Origin of the sequence: uncultured Shewanella sp. (genome assembly GCF_947501665.1) — a bacterium.
GTDB lineage: Bacteria > Pseudomonadota > Gammaproteobacteria > Enterobacterales > Shewanellaceae > Shewanella.
This window is the reverse complement of the sequence record NZ_CANMWS010000048.1, coordinates 1-24057: the sequence shown is the minus strand read 5'-3', so window position 1 is coordinate 24057 and position 24057 is coordinate 1. Positions and strand designations below refer to the sequence as shown.

Sequence of the window (24057 nt, the reverse complement as noted above, 5' to 3'; positions counted from 1 at the left end):
GGCCGGATATACGTATGCAGTTTTACCCATTGTTACTCAAAAATATCACTTGAATTAGGTGAGGTGTCCATATATGTTTTGGCAGAGTCCACAGGGAAGTGCTTGTGACGTCTCTAAAACGTATTTGCACAATAGCCTGCGGCAGGCAATCAATACATTCGAGGGTATGACTACCAACACACTGACCCAAAAGAAAACTCAGATAATAAAAATGTCATCAAGCTTCATTTGAAGGTTGCCCCCTCAACCTGGCCATCATCAATGCATCTACATATTCCCCATGGGTAAAAGCATAATCTCGCATGAGTCCTTCTTCAACAAAGCCATGTTTTTGGTATAAACAAATGGCGGCTTCATTGCTTTTATACACCTCAAGCTCGACTCGCCGAATATTGAGCCAATTATCGGCTAAATCGATAGCCGCACTTAACAGCTGACTGCCCACCCCTTTGCCTCTGTGTGCACTGGACACTCCCATGCCAAGGGTGGCCACATGTTTTCGTCTCGGCCTGTCCATCACTTGTAATGCCAATTGCCCCACCACCTGTTCATCAATGAGGGCCACTAAATTAATGTTATTATCAGAAAAAGTGGTGAGCCTTTTTTCCCACAGTTCATTTGACTGAAACGGAAGTTGCAAGGTATTACTATAGGCATGCTCTTGCTGGTAAATCGTTTTAATTGCTTCTAAATCAGAGAGCTCACTATGTCTTACTGTTATCATTTTGACAGATCCTTTCAATGCAATGCTTTTGCTACAACGCGATAAACTAGATGGTTTCGATACGATAAACTCAATAGGCATTGATACGACTATGTTAAGTGAATACGATTAGCACAACGGATTAAACAATACGTTAAATAGCTGACTTTAAGGAAAACACCAGATAATTTAAGATTATGATTTTATAGAATATATATCAATAGATACTGTCAGAAAAACAATTAAAATGCTGTCTATCATCAACATGGCTATCTTTGTAATAAGGTGTAATAGGCTTTTGGCAAAAAAAGCGCTATCTTTACATTGAACATTAATTTTTTTTAATTAACTGAACTTTTTAATTAAATGAACTTTTTAATTGACTGAACTTGGAATAATGAGTGTCTGATTTAAATCATATTATATTAAAAATCAATGAATTAATTTCTTGTTTTTTATTTATATCATTTATTGCTAAATACCGATATTTTGGTCGATATCAAGGCGGGATTTCGTGCCTAATAGCCGCGATAAGTAGAAAGCACAACACAAATAGGGGCCAAAATAGCGATAGTTAACGGCGCTGCTTAACCCGAGTTCAGCTTAAGTAACTTAAGCCCAATAACAGATATTGCCAAAACAGGATCGCATGCGTTGTACAAGTGGCCTCCCGTGCTCAGCAAGGCTGCAATGGTAACAAATATAAAACAATACATGTTTAATTAACCACTTGGGAAGAAATTATGCCAGTCATCACCAATCAACAGCTTAATGCCCTAAGAGGTGGAGGACGTGAATTATTTCCTGCGCTTAATGTCGATCTCAATCAAAGTCGCCAAGCGATTGTAAAACTGTCTATAACCGTTATGTTTACTGGGCTGTGTTATGGATGTAACAAGCTGAAGGTTGATGGAGCCAACACCATTGATGAGGGGGAACTCGATTTTAATACCGACAACTCAATACTGAGTCATCAACTGATTGAAACAACAACCCATAAACTCAATGATCTCCCTCATGGTAACAAGCATCAAATCATGCAACTCAATCTCACCAGTAACCAACCTAATATCGATAACAACACTAATTTACACACTTTTATGTGCCCTGCTATTGATAATGAGCTCAAAATTTTTCACTGCAGTGTTCAATTTTTAAAACAGCAAAAAACTGTTGCCATTTTGCCAATACTCAACACCTCTAATTCGACAATAGAGGGTATAAACGGAGCTTGCGGACAATATACCATTAGTTTTCTCTAATTGTTTTTCAATAGAGCGTACTTTCCCTTCGAGAGGCGTTCTATTTTTTTACTTATCATCAATATTTTTCAACACTCTTTTTGTCATGCTTGTTATGTAGCTAAGCCCCTTTTGGATGGCAAGCTCGCATGAAAGCAAGAACACAATCATCAATCGCTTGCTCAGATAAACGAGAAGGAGTCAGAAAGTCAAATCCATGTACTGTTCCTGGATAGTGATGTAATTCAACGGGCACTCCTGCGCCCATGAGTCGCATGGCATATAATATGCCCTCGTCCCTCAAGGCATCATGCTCACAAGTCATCATGTAAACGGGGGGTAAAGAGGAGACATCTTTAGCTCTTGCGGGTGCGGCATAAGGAGACACATGCATCAACTCATCTTCTAAATCCCCCCCGCTTAAACCATGCCCGCAGCTCTCATTATGCTTGATACCACTATAATTAAGCTCATCTAAGTCTTTTTTTTCTTGAAGATTTCCTTGGACACACGTTATGCCTAAGTAATGACACCACACGGCTCGTACACTGTGACTATCACAAATATAAAGTCCTTCTCCCTGTTTTATCGATGCGGTTTGGGCTCTTTCATCTAGCGCCGGATAGAATAACATTTGCAGCAATATTTTTGGCCCTTGCCGATCTCGAGCCATCAATGCTACTGCAGCCGCCAATGTTCCCCCCGCACTGCCCCCGCCAATAACAATACGATTAGGATCGACATTCAGCGACTTAGCGTTAGCAGCCACCCATACAAGCGTGGCATAACAATCTTCCACCGCTGCTGGAAAAGGGTGTTCAGGCGCCAAACGATAATCCACCAGCACCCCCATTGATTTTGTTCGTGCCGCCATAATTAAACTTCGCGGGTGATCTATTTCCAAATCGCCTAATATAAATCCACCGCCATGAAAGTTAATGAAAACGGGCATAGGATCAGTTACCTCTTTAGGCCGATATAAACGAATAAGGATATCTGGCGCTCCATTGAGCCCTGGAATACTGCGCTCAATCTCTTCAATATTCTCATCTTTTAATCGTTCAATACCTTGTTCTAGAAGCATTTGTTGCATTTCACTCAAGCTTTCTCTGACTTGTTTCGGATCAGAAAAGCCAAAATAAGGTAAGGTTTTTGCTATTGCTTCAATCTCGGGATCATAAATACGTGGGGGTTTCATATTCTATCCTTTTATCATAATGAACTCATTAGCGTACTATCATTTTAAGGTCTCATTAAGTATCATTCGAACAGGTATTCATCCAGAAAATACCCAGTAAAAACTGACATAAAAAATAAACCAACAAATCTGGAAAAACCTGACACTCTCCTTTATTTTCCCCCTGGCAACCCACCAAATGTCAATTTTTCAGGATCGAGTAATTCCTTCAGTTCAGCGTGTGACAACTCAGTTTCTTCCTCTGCCACCTCAATAATCGCCCGCTGTTCAGCATAGGCTTTTTTAGCAATATGAGCCGCTTTTTGATAACCAATAATGGGATTTAATGCAGTCACTAAAATAGGGCTCTTAGCCAACTGTTCATTGAGCCTGTCATTATTGACCGTAAAATCAACAATGGCTTTATCTGCCAATGTACGCATGCCATTACTTAACAACCCTATACTTTGTAATATATTATAGGCAATCATGGGTAACATTACATTGAGCTCAAAATTGCCCGATTGCCCGCCAATGGTAATACTCGTGTCATTGCCTATCACTTGAGCCGCCACCATGGCTACAGATTCGGGGATCACTGGATTCACTTTTCCAGGCATAATGGATGAGCCTGGTTGCAATGCCGTTAGCGAAATCTCTCCCAGCCCCGACAATGGACCTGAATTCATCCACCGCAAATCATTGGCAATTTTAAGTAATGCCACCGCTAAAGTTTTTAAATTCCCCGACACATTCACCGCCACATCTTGACTGGCAATTAAGGTAAATTTGTTACTGCTGGGCCTAAAATCCAGTTGGGTCTTTTCTGCCAATAATTGACAAAATATGCGAGAGAATTCAGTATGAGCATTCACGCCCGTCCCCACAGCCGTTCCACCTTGAGCCAATTGTAATAATTCAATTAATCCCGCTTTAATTCCACGTTGAGCATGTTGTAATTGCCCCGACCAAGATAGAAGTGATTGACCTAGGCTAATCGGCATTGCATCCATTAAATGCGTTCGACCAGTTTTAATACAGCTCGTTAAGCTATCCGCTTTATTGATAATACTCTTGTCTAAGTGCTCTAATGCTGGCAATAAATCATTTGCGATAGCTAATGCTGCACTAATATGGATAGCGGTAGGGATGACATCATTACTGCTTTGGCTCATATTGACATGATCATTCGGATCCACTGGACAATGAGTATATTGACTCGCCAATGCTCCCACCACTTCATTCACGTTCATATTTGAACTTGTCCCCGAGCCCGTTTGAAAAACATCCACGGGGAAATGCTTATCTGCTGCATCATATTGACCGTCAATAATGGTTTCGCACGCCTTAATAATCGCCTTCGCGATTGAAGCGTCAATGGCCTGTAACGCAAGATTCGTTTGGGCACTGATCTGCTTAATTAACGCCATACTTCGAATAAAAGCACGAGGCATCATCAAGTCACTTAACTGAAAATTGTCTATCGCTCTTTGAGTTTGTGCTCCATAAAGTGCCCCTTTCGTCACTTTAACTTCACCCATACTGTCCTTTTCAATACGAAAATTATCCATATCGTCATCAATCCTAAAAGAAGGGCAAAAAGCAAGTATAGGAAAAAATAATCATGAATGAATCAGCATAAACAGCCAATCTGAATATAAGCTAAACAAGGCTAAACTTTAATTATTAACTTTTATTCACCTGACCTATAATACTGACTGATTAGTTACCTTACATTGTAAAAAAGTAAATAACTTTAAGTTACATTAAATCGTACTAACGCAACTCTATATTTCATTATTAGGAGTTCTGTTATGTTTAAATCTACTCTCTTGTTTATCTCGTTTTCCATCACTTTAATGCTATTTAGTCAATTAAGTTATGGTGCCCACAGAACAAACATTTTTACGTTAATCAATCATTCAAGCAGTGATATTTACGCTATCTATAAGCCAGAGGATTCATCACAATGGTCTGATGATAAGGATATTAAAGGTTACCAACCCTGTGACATGCAACCAGAACATGCTGAGTCATCAGAAAAAACGGCTGAAGATGGCACCACAAATGTTCAATGGTCCACGACGGCAATCCCCATTGATCAAAACCAAGGAACAGAAATAACAACAAAAGCATCAAAATGCTCACCCAGTGCTGTTGATTCCCGCAATAAAATGTACACCCAAAGTATTTATGAAATAAGGTTCAGCGACACCAATGCGGCTATAGGTTATTTCAACATTGAGTTAGACTTGCGCCGTGGGATCAGATGGGACTGGAAAAACAGCTTACATTGGAGTGCATCCGTTAACGCCAATGTATATCCACTTTTCACGGATCAATTTTCCATCGAAAAAAATGATAATGGCAGTTATGTCATCAGTGACATTACAGCGACTAATTCACCTTACACTGTTCAAGATGCAATGATTTCAAATCTTCCCGCCATCGCTTCCAATACCGAACAAAGCTTAAGCTCGACTCCAATCGAGTCAAGTGTGTTTCAAAATGGCATTGCAACCGGACAAATCGCTTTATTAGGAGATAAGTTGAATAATAATATCGTGATTAAGATGCAAAGAGGGTCATGTTCTTACCAATTAAGCCTGTTTGATATGCTATTGGCATTTAATAACAATAATCAAACTAATGCTTTTCAGTTTGATGGAGAGTATAAAGAAAATTGTGATGATAACGCCATCATAGAAACGTTAACTTCGGTGAGTGCTCAATTTGATCCCGACAATAATCAGCTAAAACTGACCAATTTCATGAACAGTAAAAGTGAACAACCAGCAGGACTTAGTAATGCTTATATTTTATTTGACTTAACCTTACAAGGGTTCACACAATATACTTGGATCCCATTTACCATTAATACTTATCAGCTCGCAAATTACACACCAGAGGAAAACGATCAACGCCATAATCAAGCATCATTACAATTTCAAACCGATTTTATTATTCCAGAACAAACTGTTTTTAAAGGGAGCTGGCAATTAACCAATACTCGTGCGACGCCCCCTTTAATTCTCATAGGACAAAATTGCCAAAATACACTCTTACTTCAAAAATTTGCTGCATATTTTAATATGAGTCAAACAGCTAAATACACCAATATTACTGGTACGATGACTGGAGGCTGCTTAGGAAGTGAGTACTCAGGTAACATTATCAGCACGAATGTCACATACGATCCTGATACTGAGTTACTTCGGCTCTATGACATAATGACGGATGCAAATAGTCAAGCGCCAACGGAGTTAACTTTGCACGTATCCTCGGCAGATCCGGGCACTGAATAATACATTTTCCGTTCTGATGGATAGCCATGGAATTATGTTAATCAATGCGGTCAGCTAAGTGACTATCTTATCCATCAGTCAACCCAGCACACTTGATGAGTCAATTGTGCTGTTTTTGTATTAAACTGATAGGCCATATAGCCAATAACAGCCTCCTTCTCGTAATGATCACAATCATGATTAAACCCATAAGAGGTTGCTGGACTGACAATTTGCTCAAGGGAGCCTTTGATACTGTGTTTAAAATAATGGTGAGCATGTCCACTGATGACGGCTAATGTTTGAGGATGTATCGCATTAATAACAGCTTGATGATTTTCTATTCCAATCTGAGTAAACCAGCGTGCACCAAGATTTAAGACTGGATGATGGATCACCACTATTGATACCTGTTTTCGCGTTTCCTTTTTCAGCAATGCCAAGGCATGTTTAGACACCCGTCCCGCTCCCAATGGCATAGCGTCTGTCTCAATTGGCTTTAAACTGGAATCTATCAATAAAAGTCGATGATCAGAATCTAATCTCACTAGCGATTTAATTTGAATGGCACTCTGTTTAAAAGCCTGTTTCATTAGCGATAAATCATCATGATTTCCTGCGATAGCATAAATCTGAGTCAGGGTGACATGGGCCTCAATAATGGCTTTAAATGCTGTATATATCTCAATGGAAGGATCGCTCACTAAATCCCCCGTTAGCAATAACATATCGCCATCAGCTTGGCGCTCAATATGCTGCAATACTTGAATAAGATTTGCTTTGACATCATGATCATCAAAACTTAAATGGCAATCGCTAACTTGATATATTCTCATGACATTGCGCCCCTTCTATATTTTAATCATTTTTTAAAGTACTTATTGGAGTGCCTATTGGAGTGCCTTGATGAAAACACATACGCCATCGGCCCACTTTAAATCGCCATATCGAACTGCGCATTGAATAGCTTACCTGACTCCCCCTCTCTTTTGTAATACTTGCTTGATAGGTCAATAATGCCACATTTGGCGCCAGCATTGTTAATGCATAATCTTGCTGGGTAAACTTGGGAGGGAGCTCATTGGGAATACGGCTCAGCGCACTGGCTTTATTAAAAGGGATACCGCTACAGGGGATCTCAATAAAATCATCATCGATCAAATCGGCTAGGGCGCTTTTTGATGCGCGAATATCAGCTTGAATGCAGGCTTTTTCTAACGTTATTAATGTCTCTATTACATGTTCCAAATGACACTTCCTACTCATTACTCCATAAGGAAAAGTTTATTGGAACAAAACGATACAGTAAACAGTTCATTGAAATTGTTTACTGCATCGTTAATAGATACACTGTATCATCAGCGGCACAATCATTGTGCGACCTAAACACCCTCGTTAACATTGGAAACACGCTTATAGTGTATTACCATTGACATCAATTGCCTCTAATTGATGTCCATCAGGACCGCCATCACGGCTGGGGATCAACGCCTGAATAGCATTCGATTGGACATTTCTCGCTTTAGGATCGGTTAATGATTTTAAGAATTCCACCATAAATTCCACTTCATCATCATTGATTTCATTTATAAAGCTTTCGTTTCCATTAAAGATATCCATTGAATGTGCTAAGCCATTTGGCGCCAATGTTTCAGTACAATTCGCCAATGTTTTAAATTGAGCGAGCTTACACATGGACTCACTTTCAAAATATTGTGTAATTGAAGCAGCGTTATCTCGATAATGCTCTATATTTCGCTTTAATGAACCAAATTGTCCATTATGTCCCCAAGGACCCGTTAATGCCACATTCAGTAAAGAAGGCGTGCGAAAAAACCCAACCGTATTTGGACTCAAGGATAAATCAGTGCTGGGTAAAGGCCCTTCTGCACCCCGATCTGCCCCATCAGCGTCAGTACCTATTCCAATTTGTGGATAATTGCCAGCCGACACGTCTTCATTGCTAAACAAGGCTCCCGAATGGCAAAAAGTGCAACCCGCTCGACTAGACATAAAAGTAATGGCTCCCCTTTTTACATCGTTATCAATCGCATTAAGATCACCATCAACATAATCAAAAAATGGATTATCAATAAATAACTGTACCGACTCGTAAGCTGCAAGCGATTCAGCGATGCGGGAAAAATGAATACTGTCATCACCAAAAGCGTCAGTAAACAGTTCACTCCAGCTCTCGGGGTCTAATTGACTCACTAGCTCGTTTTCACGGTACTCAGTATGTTGTGTTTGATCGAGCGCATCATAACCAAAGTCGACGATATCCCCCATTTCAGGGGCTGCCGTCACCGGAAAATGCGCCTGCGCCATCAACAAAGTCAGCGTATGATTATCACCTACAGTATCAAGTGTATTATTTGTCACGTCTTGAAATTCAGTGGTCAAGCCCCCTTCTTTCACTGTCACTCGATTATCCCAAAATAATCCTTGGCTCCAAAGGGATGTATTGCAAATAGCAGGAGAATTACGTGGCACAATGGGAATACTATTTACCACATCAGTTCGCCCCACACCGAGTAAATCCGGCACTGACGCATTCAAACCTATCGGCATAGATAACTGATCACTGCCACAGCCTATCGCAGGATGATGACATGAAGAGCAGGCTGTATCCCCCTTTGCACTGAGCGATTTATTATGAAATAAGCGCATACCTAACTCGACTTTTTCTGGCGATTGCTCACGTCGCACTCGCGCGGCAAAAGCCCGCATATCTTCCAACTGTATCGCCATATTATTGAAACTTAACATTTCATGTAAACATGCATCTAAATCACTATCTGCAACATCACTGGCAGTTTGTTGCTCATCAGTGATTTGACAAGCAGGAAAGTTGATAAGAAGATCATTGAGAATATCCGATCCAGCGCCATTACTCATGCCCAAATTGCTAGCATTGACTAATGTCTTACCCACCACTTTAGCCGTTTCATGGGTATTTTTTACATCACCGCTTGTCACTGAGTATTGATAATTGGTATTCACATTCAAGTTTTCATCAACATAATAATTCGACGTCGTCTCAGCAATTTTCTGATTATCACGATAAATGGTCACATTTTCTCCTGTTGATAACCAAGATAATCCTATACTCGTACCAGAAAAAGCATTGGCAATTAATTTCTTAGGGGCCGTTGACGACGATGATTCTGGCACTGAGTTATCATCAATGGGATCGTGATCAGCGTGTTCCGTTCCAGAGGAGTCATCTCCGCCACCGCAAGCCGTTAATAGTAAAATCAAGCAACTTAACAGGAAATATTTTGATTGTTTCATACATCATTCCTTTCATACATTATTATATTTATGTTACTGCAATACATTTCCACACCTTAAAGCCAGCAAGTGATTTACACTTAACAAGGCTTTTGCACAAAATATGAGTGTGGCTACTCATTTTTTGAAGTATTCCACAACAAACCACTACATAAGCTTAACGGCACAAATAAAGCAGTATCACCCATGCATTAAGCGGACAAAATCGGTTCAATGTGAGTTTAAAATGAATCGCATTTAGGCTAATCATGTATTTCAAAAATTGATTTTAATCATTACTCAAATAGCAAGAGTGCGAGAATTTGAAAGGAAAAATGATAAAATGCAAAAGGGTCAGTCTTTGAGTTAATGATAAGTAAAGGTAAAATAATACAGTTAAGTGAATGAAATGAATAAAACTAGAATGATCTGGTTTTTAAGCATAAAACGAATAGACAAGTATGACTCCATCACAATACTTGTCTATTAAAGACTCAAGTTTGAACCGTTTTCTTACGACTATGGAGCAGATGCATTTCTTATCGCTAAATCAATATAAAATTTGAGCCACTTTCTTATTGTCATGCAGTAACAGCATCTCTTTTGCTACTAATGCCGCAGAAGGCAGAAACATCGTCGACACTATACGTTGATCAACCACAACCTCATGTTTATCGGTTAAAGTCTGCTTATTTTGTGCCATCGCACCATTTTTGCTAAGCTGATCTTCAACCATAAAAGGCAATAATGTCCCTTTCTTAGCCCATGACTTAGAGGTTTCAGTACTATTAGGGAATCCGGCGATTTTCTTGCCTTTTACTAAGAACGTTCCATTTGAAAGTTGGACATTGGCAAACGCGCCTGCTCCATGCCCCGCTCCCCCCACGATGCCGCCCGACTCATAGATAGTTCGTATAATATTCTGTAATGATTGATTATTCGCAACATCAAATAAAGACCCATATCCGCCACCAATATATACTCCCCAATAATCATTGGGGTTAATCAAATCAGGGGACAAGGTATTGGTTGTTTTATCCAAAAAGCCTTCATATTTTATGGCATAACTGCTGATCCCAACAGGATCCATCATAAATTCAACTTTACCCCCTTTAGGTGACACAAAGTCCACTTCAGTACCGTGACTAAAAAACACATGAAATGGTGGTGCGACTTCCCATAAGTTATTACGAGCATCATGTTTATCTTTATCACCCATATCAAGCCTATTAGATGTGATAATTAATATTTTCTTGGTGGCTATCGATGATAAATCAAAATGGGCCTCAGCAGAATAACTCAGTGATGAGAACACACTCGCCGTAAACAGTAAAACCTTAAAAATATATTTCATAATATCCCTTCATTATCCTTCAATATTGACACTTCCATTAAAGACTCTTTATATCACTAATGAATATTTAGACCTATTTATTCCGCTCTGTCGAATTGATGAATCACGTGATTTTCAGCATTTTTAATAGTCTTAACTATACTCATATTTTAATTTGTCATTATTGGATTTTAAAAGGCCCTAACTATGCTCCTCGCTTCTAGCGAAAATAAAGAAAACCTACAGCATACTGACTTTACAAAATATATTTTCTTCACAGGCACTAGACAGATTGTCATATTTGTCAGCATAATATTTTTAATTTCATGTAGTAGTGAATCCTCAAACAATGAACCCAGTTCATTCACACCAACATTAACATCTAATATTTTGCTCAGCAATCACAGTACGGATCTGATTATCTATACCAATGCCGAGATCCCCAACAGTGAAACTATTTCAATTATTGATGAAGATGAATTAGTGTCATTCTCCAGTGATCATTGTTCAATTACCCACAATACTACCCATTGCAGTGTCACCTTAACCGCATCACATGTGAGCAAAACAACCTCGGGGACATTACGTTTTAATAGCTCAAACATAAATAGCAGCTTTACACCAGAAAATATTTTTTACACCATTACGCCGAGCACTAGTGGTATTACCCTCAGCGCGAGTTTTTCAAATGACTTGATCAGTGGTCAAGCCGCCAATCTACTCATTCAAGCAGACAAAGCCGCAACATCCGCAATAACCATTACTGCGACTGATTATAATAGCCAGCATGATAGCCAAACACTTGGGTATCTTTATTATACTAACGGGGCTCATTGTACGATCAACATAGGTGATACTGAGTGTACGATTGCTGTCATTGCCGGTACCGTCGTAGACGATATTCATTGGACAATGAACCTAACCACTTTTAATCCTAATGCCCACTTTACAACATCAACGCTCGATTACATTATTTATGCTAGCGATACCCTGCAAGTACAAGCCTATTTGTCTCCTAACCCCTTGGCCAGTGGAGAAACGGGTTGGCTATTTTTATACACCTCTCAAGCCCCAGTCGATAACATTGACATCAATATTACTGATCATGAAGATCAACTTACACTCTCGGCATCAAGCTGTGAGATCCTTGCTAACACCACAAGTTGTATGATTGAAGTCACGGCAACAGAGATCGATACAGCCACCACGGGCACATTAAGCTTTACGACTGCAAACCATGCGATCAACAGTATCGATTATGACATTGATCCCCAAACGTTTATTGGCTTAGTGCGAGGTTGGCCAAATTATTTAGCCATGGGTAACATCACTGACGCCGATATTTACAATGGCACAGACTTATCTTCAACCCAAGTCTCACTCACACAATACCCTATGAATGCCATTTTTAAATATGCCGGTACGGGCTTACCTACCGATCCAAATGCCCTATCTGTGACTTATCCTTATCAGACCTATCAAACACTCGCTCAAACGAGCTTTTTAACTGTCGACTATGATAATGACAATGCGCTACCCGATAATAGTCCAACAATAAAACCTGTCATGGTCGTATATACTGCTAACGCGAGTTATGATTGGTATTCGCCGGTGAATGATTTTACTGGTGATGTCATGATGAATTATTTTAGTAAACTCATTCTCATCGCTCAATTACTCGAAAAAAAAGGCATGGGTTCTGTGATCCTCAATCCCGACTTTCTTGGTACTCTAGAAAAAAATATCGGCAGTACAACCGATTACTATGCACAAATTAATGAGCAGCTCGCCAATAATGGGGACTATACTGTAGAAAACTCATTGAACGCCGCCATTTCTTTCGTCAATACCTATCAATCTTTTGTGCCAGATTGCAGCAAGGCTATCATTCCTCTCGAGCTGTTTAATGTCTTAATAGAATGTGGTGCCGATCTCGATACCGCTAACACCACTTGGGATCACATCATGACAACAGCAGGTCCTAAGATCAGCAAAACCCGTGGCGCCAATCATTATGCAACACCGAATGTCAGCAGTAATGATGTGATTGCGTGGATTACTGCTACGAACTGGATCATGAATACATTCGCACCAAATATTAGCTATGGATGGCAAGAAAACCTTTGGGCAACAGGCGACAGTACTTGGATCTACGATGCCAGTTCAAATATCATTGATAGTCAAGCAGCCGAAATAACCGGTTATCTTGAAGCTTGGTCTGTGTTTAATGGCGACTATCAACCCGATTTTATCGTCATCGACCGATATGAAGGCGATGACTTTATGCCTGCCGTTTATGATGCAAGCTATTTATATAATTCCAGTGACTGGTACAATTATACCGCCTTTGTGGGTAAAATGAGTGATAATACAAATAAGCCTGCCATGATCTGGCAAATTCCTGGGGCACATATTCAACGTTTCGATGACATTGATGACGCTCCCACTCGAGTAGCCGAGCAACATGGCGGAACCGCGCCCAATTTCTTTTTTTCAGAGACGCAAGGCGGCATGCCCGCTGTCGATTTTGATAACTTAATCGCTTATATTGATACGATTCCCACTCTTCCTGACTATTTAAAAGTACAACCCGATGGCAATACCGAAGATACTTACTATTGGAATGAAGGACATTTAAAAACGGCTATTGAAGCTAATATTTTTTCTATTTTATGGGGAGGAGAAAACCTTGCATCTGGCGCCATCGATATTAGCCTCAACCCTGATCTCTATGACAATGGATGGCTAGGTACGCGTATTCGTCACTATTTAAATGGTCCAGAATATTTTGCTACCGAGACCCAATTACCTTTTTGTGTCTGGCTAAACCCAGACACACAAGATCAAGCTGTACTCGATGCCATTGTCGTTGATAATATTCAAGGTACCAGCTGTCCGTTTTTTAATGCCCACATTACGCTATTTTGCGGCAGTACCTATTTACCCAAACAAGCCTTAGTCAATCAATTTCTAGCCGCCTTCATGAATGAAAGTGCAACCGATGCCAATGTACTCGGTGTCCAATGGGGTATCGACTTTTTCAAACGTTTTTACTATCAAATGAAAAATACCGATCAACTAGACAGTTTCTATGAACAAGCTAAAAATGCCTTAGATGAAGAGTCCACTTATCAGTTTGCCCCCCATATAAGTCTATTTTATGGCAATGACAGCGACATTCCGGCCGATAAAATACTTGCGGCCCCCCATTTAGAGACGATCGATTTTAATCAAATCAGCCTGATGTCTGATTGCTCAGCAGAAACCTATGAATGTGTGGCTTCATGGGAAGAATACGCAAGTGTGTCACTTGATGAATAACCATGCCATATTCTTTGACTTATACCCAAAGATATTTGCCTAAAAATGCCAAGGCAACCACCCACACACACAGGTTTAATTCTTTATAACGTCCAGAGCCTAATTTGATAATGACATAGCTCATAAACCCTAAGGCAATACCATCTGTAATTGAAAAACTAAACGGCATCATAATCGCTGTCACAAAAGCTGGCGCCGCCTCTGTGATATCTTGCCATTTTACTTTTGCCAACTCTTCAACCATCAAAACGCCCACATATACCAATGCGCCAGCGGCTGCATAAATCGGTACCATTTGTATTAACGGCGAGATAAAAATAGCACATAAGAACAAAATGCCGACCACAACCGCTGCTAAACCGGTACGACCACCGACCGAAATGCCTGATGCACTTTCAATATACGCCCCCACAGAAGAGGTGCCCATCAAAGCCCCTCCCATTGATGATGAACTATCAACAAACAATGCCCGCTTCATTTGTTTGTTACCTTCAACACCTTTGATTAATCCCGCTTTGTCAGTCAAGCCCACTAAAGTGCCCGTAGAATCAAATAGATTCACTAACATAAAAGAAAAAATGATCCCAGCTAATTCGGGGCGCAGTGCATCGGTTAACTCTAATTGACCCAGCACAGGACTGATACTCGGTGGTAATGACACAACGCCATGAAATTGTACCTCACCGATAAAAAAGCTAATGGTAGTGATCACAAACAGTGAAATTAATACTGCAGCATGAATGCTTCTCGCCGCAAGGCACACAATAATAAAAAAACCGAATCCTCCCAGCAAACTGGATGGCGCACTTAAATCTCCTAACGCAAGCAGTGTGTCATCATGCTTCACCACTATGCCCATATTTTGCAGTCCCATCAGCGCAATCATCAAACCAATGCCACTGATGATCCCGAGTCTCAATGACACAGGAATATGATTTAAAATCCAATAACGAATGCGAAACAGCGTTAACACAAAGACGCCAAATGCCCCCCAAAAAATCGCTCCCATACCCACTTGCCAGCTATATTGCATGCTCAATGTCACCACAAAAGCGAAAAAGACATTCAGCCCCATGGCAGGCGCTAATGCGACAGGCAAATTAGCAATCAAGCCCATCAAAATCGAACCTAAGCCTGCAATTAAGCAGGTTGTCACAAACACAGCCCCTTTATCCATACCTGCTACCGCTAAGATCTGCGGGTTAACAAATATAATATACACCATAGTAAAAAACGTGGTCACACCTGCGATCACTTCAGTGCGAACCCTAGTATCATGTGATTTAAGTTTAAACACACGCTCTAAAAAGCCTGTCATTATCAGTCCCAATTTATGTCTATTTCTCATTGTGAGGTACTATCATCCAGCGATTCAACAAATCACTGAATGATAAACTAAAACAAGATATGCCTTTAAAGGTTAGTGGCATAAATGGCTTAGCTTAAGTGGCTGTATGATTAACAGAATAATCTTCGACTTGCTTCCACACTCGACGTAAATTGCCTGATAAAATTTTCTTGATATCCCCTTCACTGTAGCCCCGCTTTAAAAACCCAGCAATCAAATGGGGATAGCTAGACACATCTTTAAGCCCTTCGGGTAAACTGTCACCCACCCCATCATAATCTGATCCTATTCCCACATGATCGACGCCCACTAATTGCACCACATGATCAAAATGATCCAGTACGTCATCGAGGGTGGCGAACTCGAACGGAACACGCTGGCGATAATCATCACTAAACGCTTTCACCGCCTCACTGTCTTCGGGCACCTTATTTTCAGCCATAAAAGTCGCCTTGGCTTTTTTATACGCCTCATAACTTTCAATTGATTTTTGCGAAATAAAAGTCGACCCAAAATTAATCTGAATGATGCCCCCTTTTTCAGCCAATTGCTGGATCATGTCATCACTCATGTTACGCTCAAACCCTGGTGTAAAATACCTTGCAGAAGAATGCGACGCTATCACAGGCGCTTTGCTCAAATCCATGACCTGATAAAAGGCTTCATCCGAGATATGTGACACATCAATCATCACCCCTAAGTTATTCATTTCTTGCACTAATACTTTACCAAATGCAGTTAAGCCATGGGCCGGACGCTCAAGATCATAAGAAGAATCTGAAATATGATTCGCTTTTGCATGAGCAAGGGTAATATACCTTACCCCTCGTTGATAAAAATGGCTGAGATTCGCCAAATCCCCTTCAATGGGACTGCCATTTTCCATTCCTAGCGGAAAGGAAATTAATCCATTTTCAAAATTATGTTGCAGTTCATCAGTAGAATAAGCTAGCGCAAACTTATTGGGTGATGCCTTAACCAACGCCTCGACACTATCAATCAAGGCATCGGCTAATGCTTTACTTTTCCCGGTCCCTTCCAATGCAGATGGCGTATAAATCGACATAAAAGGAGCATTTAAGCCACCCGCGACTGCTCTGGGGTAATCAAAGTCACCTTTATCCGTATGCTGACTCACATCTTCAAAATGATCTTCGAGGCGATACGGCACATCAATATGTGTATCCGCTATCAGATAGGTTTGTGCTATCTTATTGGCTTTTTCTTGAAGCGCTTGCTCAGTAGGGCCAGAACTCTGACATGCCACTAAACTCGCCAGTAACGTCATAGCCGTTGCCATTTGACCCAGCTGACGTGTCATCGCTGCCTTGGTGGACAACATTACATTATTTTGCACCGTCACATGTATTTCTTTTGTTAATTTAGTCATGAAAAAGTATTTTACAGGTTATTATTTTTCCACACTTTATCTTTGTCTTTCCCTACTGTCAAAGTGAGTGATGATAAAAAATAGAGACTGACTTTTCTTCTTCATAGACGACTAAATAAATAACACCTTTAAATAATACACTTTAAAATCAAAGTAATATATTAATTCGACAATATCTTCTCACGTTATTAGCGGGTTACCGGTGAGTTTTTGATACTCTTGAGACACTATATGTAATTTTGCAGCATAAAAACGATTATCACTTGTTATCACCTGACCAAAATCAACGGGCTCACACTCACCTTTAATGCCCACTATAAAATTTCGTTTATCTCTGCAATCTTCCATAATAAAACCTCTTTCATACATATTTTTGATGCATTCAGCACGCTGTTTATCATTGGGGTAATTCCCCTGAATATACGGTGTCGATAACTTACCTTCCTTAGTTACACAGGCAGTATCTAGATCAGTACCTTTATAATATTTATTCCAACAATTAACTTGCTGATCGTAGGTCTGTTCAAACATTCGACTCATATTAGATACAGGCGATTTCAACATTCGATCACCCACATGCAGTGTCACATTATTGTTTCCTTGTTCAACCCTCTGCTCCTTCACTGATGAATGCTTTAACTGCTGACCTTTATAAGGTTGAAAAGCAATATCAACAAAAAGAGGATCGTTATTTAATTTCGCTTCAAGGCTTCTAGACAAGTGCCCTCCAAACCCTAATTTTGCAAAAAAACCCCTCAACCCTTCTCGCTCCACATGCCAACGGTTGCTTGAATCCATTGAGACAGTGTATGTTTTAGTCGTTCCTTGAATTTGGATTTTTTTCTTAGATGTATCAGCAGTTATTTGATCGATATTTCCTACATTATCCCCTAAAGTATGAGCTTTACTATTCCAATCCACACTCACCGTTATCATACAAGACCTCAAATATGTCATTCATCACATACACCATCATGTATTAAACACTCGTTAATCGACTATCAAAAAAAAACATCACTGTCAGTATTTAAAAGAAATGATTATATTGATGCGCGAACAATCTAGTTCATTAAAAATAAATATTCCTTAACGCATAAAGAAAAACCAATAGCGATTTAATGTTGATAGATTAGATCTATTTTTAAATGATATGGCAATGCTCCCATCTATATCCTATTAGCGTATTGTCATGGCCACATCATTGCGACTGTAAGTATCAATGTCATGTATCTAAATACACGAGCCTCACCAAATAGCAACAGACCCTAGCGTCAAATTCAGTTTAGTTTGCTTTTAAGATGATTTTTTACTGCTGGCCATTCAGTCCCCAAAATCGAATACACTACTGTGTCTCTCATGGAACCATCTTGCATGATTTGATCGCATCGCAAAATGCCATCTTGCTTTGCACCGAGTCGCTCAATGGCTCTTCTTGAGCCTTGATTGAAAAAATGCGTTCTGAATTCAACTGCCATAGCAGAATGATTTTCAAATAAATGACAAAGTAATAATAGTTTACATTCTGTATTAATCGGGGTTTTCCTGACTGATTGGGCATACCATGTATAACCCACTCTAGCACGTTTATTTTTCTCATCTACGTGATAAAAACGCGTCGTCCCTACTACTTTTTGTGTTTTCAGGCACCTGACTGCAAATGCAATATTCCCATCTTGAGTACCTTGTATTGCTTTTTTTACATAAGTTTCCATCATATCTGGTGCTGGCACATTGGCATACCATAATCGCCAAGACTCACCGTCTAATACCGCCTCTTTTAATCCCTCAAGGTGTGCCATCGTTAATACTTCAAGAGAAACATACTCTCCCGCTAAATTTACAGAGTTTAACCAGCTCATTATTTGTTCACCATGAAAATAATTCAATCAAAATAAAGCCTATTATAAATCATTACCTATTGATATTATATGACGTAAATCACCTTCACCTTATATCCATCAGTCTATTATTTATTATGCGTTGAAAATAAATCACAATGAAAAAACGGCGTGCCCATTTGGGATAGGATCCACAAACGCGAAGCACATAAAGCTCATATTATCTCTGACTATACTTCAACAAGTATTTCTTTATAATATAAAAAAGGACAATTAAAAAGGCAGGGAATGAAATACCTCATCACACTGTTCAACTGCATGATAATAACCGCATGCGGTACGCATAATAACATTCAGCAAATCATTCAACCTCAGTCAATTACGCCCTATAAAGCAGCCTCAGTAACAAGGTTTACCAACCTCTACCCCAAAAAGCCCACTTACCCCGAAAACTGCACTGACAATTGCTATCCCAATACAGCAAGCATTCAATGCGAACAAGAAAAAGAACGCTGTCAATATATCGGCAAGCAAGTCCTCCCCAAATTAAACGTGGGCTTTGATATTCAATGGTTAGGCCATGCAAGCTTTCTCATTCGCAGCCCTGACGGCAGCCAATTATTGTTTGATCCCGTCAGTGAGCAATTTGATTGGCCGGTTAATTGGGCATTTTGGCTAAGTGAAGGCTTTAATCGTCAACCCCCTGTATGGCCCACCCCCAGCGAGCTTGCCAAAACGAATATGGTGCTGTATTCCCATATTCACTATGATCATTTTAATAAAAGAGACATTGCACAATTAGGCCAACAACCTGAATACATTGTGCCTTTAGGTTTCGCCGAACATTTCCCAGCTCATGGCTATCGAATCAATGAAATGGCATGGTTTTCAAATCTGCAACGAGGCGATCTGACCGTTAGCTTTGTTCCCGCCCATCATTTTAGTAACCGCATTTGGGTGCCCTACCTCTATGAAGATGATAACACGACTCTCTGGGGCGGCTGGGTAATTGAATATCAAGGTAAACGATTATTCTTTGCTGGTGATACGGGCTATTCCGCCCATTTTAAAGATATACAAAACACGTATGGTGACATGGATATTTGTCTGCTGCCCATCGCATCTTATTATCATAAAGAACATGGAGACTGGTATCGTTATGTGCATACGACGCCAGAAGATGCCTTAACCGCCGCCAAAGACCTAAACTGTAAAGTGATGATCCCTTGGGGCTATGGTAATGCCAGTTGGAAAATGGGGGATCATAACTCTCATTCTGCACTGCAACGTTTATTGCATATGCACAGCACTCTCAATGCTGACATCCCTCTTTATATTCTCAATGAAGGCGACAATGTCAGTTTGTGATCTGCTTTACAACCGACCTTAAAATAAAGGGGTGCAAAAAGATATTGTGATCGCCTTCAATGGCATCATAACGGACATTTTTGCCCCCATGGGTCAATTTAGCGACATAACGTTCACTTAAATAAGGCAGCGTAATAGGATCATTGACGCCACAAAATACATGTACATGAGTGTTCGTTGATACTTTATCAGTCAGATCCATCGGAGAAACCCTGTTCAATTTTCCTATAAACAGCGGATTAAAGGACAACTTCAACATATCACTGCGCCACACATTGATATCCGTTGGACAAGACACAATAAAAGCGACATCCATTAAATTCGAGTAATAAGCCAGCATTTTTGCCGTTATTGCCGCCCCGCCAGAATGCCCAGCAACAATGGTTTTAATCGGTTGATACTGCTGCTGTAACGCTTGTATTGTGTGTACTATCGACTCAATACGTTTGAAGTCATAATTATCCCCTACAGACCAACCTTTTCGACCCACAGACCGACGACCTTTATCATCTTTATATCCGGGGCGTAATAAGCCTACCACCACATTTTCAGTGGCTTCACTAAGCTGTTTGGCAAAAGTATTGTGATAGCTCACTGGGCCAAAAGGGACATCACCATGAATGGCGATGACTAAATAAGGATTAGCCTGCACACGGTTTTCATGAATATCGACGATAAGCGGTCGTTGCTTAATACTTGCCAGGGAGTGTTGCTTGTCACCTTTCGAATTGCTTTGCTGCTTATGGCATCTATTGCTGTTTGCATTCTTGTCGTTATTATCGTTATTGTTCCAATTCAAGCCCTGCCAAATAAATGGACAAATAGCCTGTAAAATATCGTGTAAAATAGCCATACAACTTCCTTGTTATGTTCTTTGTTTTTACTCTTAGTTTTTCATTATCAATGACAAACTTTGTCTTGATGATAAATGCATGTTATCAAACTGAAACGACGGCTTTATCCATGCACCCACATGACACTACATAACGCCAATAATGCGGGGATCCCTTGCACCATTAAAATGGATTTTTTAACGGTTAATCCACCATACATTGCCGCTAACAATATACAAGACAAGAAAAAAGCTTGGATCTCAAAACCCAATTGGCTATTGCTATGTGACAATCCCCAAAATAATCCCGCCGCTAAAAAACCATTATACAGCCCTTGATTAGCAGCCAATACTTTTGAACTCTCAGCCAGTTGGGCGGTCATGCCAAACACCCTTAAGGTTCTCGGTTTTGTCCATAAAAACATTTCAAGCACTAGAATATAGATATGCTCAACGGCGACTAACAGTACCAAGCCTATTGCTAAATATTCCATATGACTCCTTGTTAATTATGATTCATTCAATAAGCTAGTCTGACTTGTCGACGCACTCATTTCAAGACTATTATTTTAACTAACTTATTTAAATAAAAAATTTTAAGAAACTAATTTTAAATGACTTATTTAAAGCTGTTACTGCAACCCAGTCCAATTTAAATATTCAGAGTATGTTCCTGAGGGGATCAAACGGATATCCCCGAGTTTTATAAGCTTGCTTACTTCTATAGAGGACGCTTGTGGGAAATAGCTGTAAAGTACAAACAAATATAATCGAATCCCCAATAACTCACTAGACTGAATAAAGGTTGTTTTTTATTGGTGATTATCCTCATTATCAATGTGTAATGACGTCTTAAATACAACTTTTTCATTGCTTATACCTTCAAGATAAACATCTCTTATTTCAAATTGCCCCTCAACAATGTTCGGAAAAGTAAACTGCATAATAATAAGGTCATCAGGTGTATTCCCCACTAAAGAGTTCACTTTCAAAAAACCTAATGCCTCACTTTCTTTAAAAGAAAGCTCACGTTCCTCTATACTGTGAACCGATGAAAATACATGAAATGAGATAAAAACCTGCAACAACAATATGATACGCATTATGTTTTTCAATTACTTTAAATAGACAATTTAACACTAACACAACATGATTACCACTAACCCATTGTTTTAGAATGATCCATTATTATTTCATCCGCTTATACAAAGTAGGTTTTCGACATGAAGAACCTAATAACCCTCCTTTCATTATTTTCCTTGAATTCGCCTTGAAAGAAGAGTTATATGCCCGTGATACAATAAAGGATGTATTATCTTACTTGTTCGGCAATCATTTTATGATGTTGTTTACGGCGTTGCTCAATCATGGCCTTTTTCATTTGACGAAATCCTGCCGCTTGCCCTTTCACACGATGTCCCCGCTGCATAAACATCACTTGACGTTCAGAAGTATTGGCTTGCTTGTTAACAATTTGATGCTTACCTAGCCCTTTAAGCATACCGTTTCGAACAAACGAGTCCGCCATTCTAAACTCACTAATATAATACTGCCGTTTTACCTTTTTCTTGAATTTAGTTAGGCCTGTATTGTGATCCGCTTCATTAATAGACCAGCTGAGCTCTTTATTAATATTAAACCAAACAATGCCTTTAATCCCTCTAAAATGAGTTCGAAGCTGCTTGAACATATCTTTAATCCATAATGCTTTACTCTCTGCACTATCACTATCATCGCCATCTTGTCCAAGTAACAAGTCAGGTATATCACTAGGCTCTGCCGATGCAATTTCAGCAATGATAATCGGTTTATTTGGGTATTTTGACATCAACAATGCATACTTCTCTTCAAACAATTCAGCAAAGGTATTCCACTGGCTAAAGGAAAAGTTTGAGCCCCAGTTATAGCCATCAATGGATGTCCAATCTACAACATCATCACCAGGATAATAAAGAGTGATATCATCATAATCGTCAACATCAACGTTATTGGCATTCCATACCCACTCAACGTACTGATTCGCACCAGCCATTTCAAATCGTTCATGCAGATAGCGCCAAGCTAAAATATAATGTGTAGGATAGTTACTCCACGGATACCAAATACCATTGAATTCGTGTGCGAAACGTAATAACACCTTTGCATTAGGATCGCCAAGATCTTCTATCCATATTTTAAAGTCCGCAATCCAGTTATCTAAATATTCATCCCAGTCGCCCGCAATAATTTCAGGCAAAAGGTTATCATTATGACGTAGTGCGAGTGTGGGCTCGAGGGTGATCATCGGCGTCGCACCTTGCGCAATAATATTCGCATTTTGCACTCTAAGGGTATGCCAGTCGTAATCAAAACTAGTAAATAAATTGATAATCGCGAGGTCTTTATTAATGTCAGCTTCAAAGGCAGTCATTTTTTCAAGGCGATAACCATTACCCTGAATATAGGCCCCCACCATTGATTTGGCGTTAACGGTATTCGACAAGATCACCCCGTAGCTCATTATGATCAAAAAAAGTATATTACGCATCTTGTGCCTCCTTGCATGTGATAAAAGTCCGTAAGCATTTAATACTAGATGAAGGACATTTTTTAACATGAGGCATAAGTATGAGAGTTAACTAAACTTTTGGCTATAACGTCACCGACTTATAGTATTTTTATACTAAAATGTGGATAATAAATTATTAAATACAATAAATTAACCCAATACCTTGCGACTATATTCAGGTGTATTTGACCTTAACTCAATCAAAAGACTAACCAAACGAGTACCATAGCAATATTAAATAGCATATTTCAAAAAATGCTTATCTGTCATTTAATGGCTTTTTATTTGGGAGAATAACTCCTCAAATGACTGGCTAAAGTGAATAAGTGAATAAGTGAATAAGTGAATAAGTGAATAAGTGAATAAGTGAATAAGTGAATAAGTGAATAAGTGAATAAGTG

The 24057-nt window shown here is 39.6% G+C and carries 19 protein-coding genes; 4 read left to right on the top strand and 15 right to left on the bottom strand.

Annotated elements, in window-relative coordinates:
• Positions 1-217 precede the first annotated feature (217 nt).
• Complete coding sequence (locus Q0976_RS23355) at positions 218-724, bottom strand: GNAT family N-acetyltransferase (RefSeq protein ID WP_299497166.1); 507 nt, start codon at positions 722-724, stop codon at positions 218-220.
• 722 nt (positions 725-1446) lie between these two features.
• Here Q0976_RS23355 and Q0976_RS23350 point away from each other — a divergent pair.
• On the top strand, positions 1447-1965 hold the full coding sequence (locus Q0976_RS23350; RefSeq protein WP_299497164.1) for a hypothetical protein: 519 nt from the start codon (positions 1447-1449) through the stop codon (positions 1963-1965).
• A 100-nt stretch (positions 1966-2065) separates the two neighbouring features.
• Here the strand turns inward: Q0976_RS23350 and Q0976_RS23345 are convergent, their stop codons facing one another.
• Positions 2066-3142, bottom strand: coding sequence for an alpha/beta hydrolase (locus tag Q0976_RS23345; protein WP_299497161.1), 1077 nt, complete (start codon positions 3140-3142; stop codon positions 2066-2068).
• Between the two features lie 152 nt (positions 3143-3294).
• Positions 3295-4692 (bottom strand): class II fumarate hydratase, encoded by a 1398-nt coding sequence (locus tag Q0976_RS23340; RefSeq protein ID WP_299497160.1) that lies wholly within the window; start codon positions 4690-4692, stop codon positions 3295-3297.
• 243 nt (positions 4693-4935) lie between these two features.
• Between Q0976_RS23340 and Q0976_RS23335 the strand changes: the two genes are divergently transcribed.
• Positions 4936-6426, top strand: coding sequence for a hypothetical protein (locus Q0976_RS23335; protein WP_299497158.1), 1491 nt, complete (start codon positions 4936-4938; stop codon positions 6424-6426).
• Between the two features lie 74 nt (positions 6427-6500).
• On the opposite strand, the gene Q0976_RS23330 is transcribed toward Q0976_RS23335, so the two are convergent.
• The 4 genes from Q0976_RS23330 to Q0976_RS23315 form a co-directional block, all read right to left on the bottom strand.
• The gene (locus Q0976_RS23330) at positions 6501-7241 is read right to left on the bottom strand and encodes a metallophosphoesterase (protein WP_299497156.1); all 741 of its coding nucleotides are present in this window, start codon (positions 7239-7241) and stop codon (positions 6501-6503) included.
• 22 nt (positions 7242-7263) lie between these two features.
• A complete protein-coding gene (locus Q0976_RS23325; protein WP_299497153.1) occupies positions 7264-7653 on the bottom strand; it encodes a DUF4440 domain-containing protein in 390 nt (129 codons plus the stop codon).
• 165 nt (positions 7654-7818) lie between these two features.
• On the bottom strand, positions 7819-9699 hold the full coding sequence (locus tag Q0976_RS23320) for a cytochrome c peroxidase (RefSeq protein ID WP_299497150.1): 1881 nt from the start codon (positions 9697-9699) through the stop codon (positions 7819-7821).
• A 529-nt stretch (positions 9700-10228) separates the two neighbouring features.
• Complete coding sequence (locus Q0976_RS23315) at positions 10229-11032, bottom strand: type 1 glutamine amidotransferase domain-containing protein (RefSeq protein ID WP_299497147.1); 804 nt, start codon at positions 11030-11032, stop codon at positions 10229-10231.
• Positions 11033-11218: 186 nt separating this feature from the next.
• Between Q0976_RS23315 and Q0976_RS23310 the strand changes: the two genes are divergently transcribed.
• Positions 11219-14332 (top strand): hypothetical protein, encoded by a 3114-nt coding sequence (locus tag Q0976_RS23310; protein ID WP_299497144.1) that lies wholly within the window; start codon positions 11219-11221, stop codon positions 14330-14332.
• A 19-nt stretch (positions 14333-14351) separates the two neighbouring features.
• Here Q0976_RS23310 and Q0976_RS23305 read toward each other — a convergent pair whose 3' ends face one another.
• The 4 genes from Q0976_RS23305 to Q0976_RS23290 form a co-directional block, all read right to left on the bottom strand.
• Positions 14352-15650 carry an NCS2 family permease gene (locus Q0976_RS23305; protein WP_299497141.1) on the bottom strand — a complete coding sequence of 433 codons (1299 nt, stop codon included), beginning with the start codon at positions 15648-15650 and terminating at the stop codon, positions 14352-14354.
• 124 nt (positions 15651-15774) lie between these two features.
• Positions 15775-17070, bottom strand: a complete 1296-nt coding sequence (locus Q0976_RS23300) for a dipeptidase (protein WP_299497138.1) — start codon at positions 17068-17070, stop codon at positions 15775-15777.
• Between the two features lie 180 nt (positions 17071-17250).
• A complete protein-coding gene (locus Q0976_RS23295) occupies positions 17251-18006 on the bottom strand; it encodes a hypothetical protein (protein WP_299497135.1) in 756 nt (251 codons plus the stop codon).
• Between the two features lie 341 nt (positions 18007-18347).
• The gene (locus tag Q0976_RS23290; RefSeq protein ID WP_299497133.1) at positions 18348-18929 is read right to left on the bottom strand and encodes a GNAT family protein; all 582 of its coding nucleotides are present in this window, start codon (positions 18927-18929) and stop codon (positions 18348-18350) included.
• A gap of 267 nt (positions 18930-19196) precedes the next feature.
• Between Q0976_RS23290 and Q0976_RS23285 the strand changes: the two genes are divergently transcribed.
• Positions 19197-20276: an MBL fold metallo-hydrolase gene (locus Q0976_RS23285; protein ID WP_299497130.1), complete on the top strand. Its 1080-nt coding sequence runs from the start codon at positions 19197-19199 to the stop codon at positions 20274-20276.
• Here the strand turns inward: Q0976_RS23285 and Q0976_RS23280 are convergent.
• The 4 genes from Q0976_RS23280 to Q0976_RS23265 all read right to left on the bottom strand — a co-directional run bounded on the left by Q0976_RS23280 (position 20266) and on the right by Q0976_RS23265 (position 23635).
• Positions 20266-21129 (bottom strand): hypothetical protein, encoded by an 864-nt coding sequence (locus Q0976_RS23280; RefSeq protein WP_299497127.1) that lies wholly within the window; start codon positions 21127-21129, stop codon positions 20266-20268. The two genes, Q0976_RS23285 and Q0976_RS23280, sit on opposite strands and share 11 nt — an antisense overlap.
• A gap of 104 nt (positions 21130-21233) precedes the next feature.
• Positions 21234-21602, bottom strand: a complete 369-nt coding sequence (locus Q0976_RS23275) for a DUF1304 domain-containing protein (RefSeq protein ID WP_299497124.1) — start codon at positions 21600-21602, stop codon at positions 21234-21236.
• A gap of 318 nt (positions 21603-21920) precedes the next feature.
• Entirely contained in the window at positions 21921-22211 is a 291-nt protein-coding gene (locus Q0976_RS23270; protein ID WP_299497122.1) for a hypothetical protein, read from the bottom strand.
• Positions 22212-22420: 209 nt separating this feature from the next.
• Positions 22421-23635, bottom strand: coding sequence for a glycosyl hydrolase (locus Q0976_RS23265; protein ID WP_299497119.1), 1215 nt, complete (start codon positions 23633-23635; stop codon positions 22421-22423).
• Between the last annotated feature and the right edge of the window lie 422 nt (positions 23636-24057).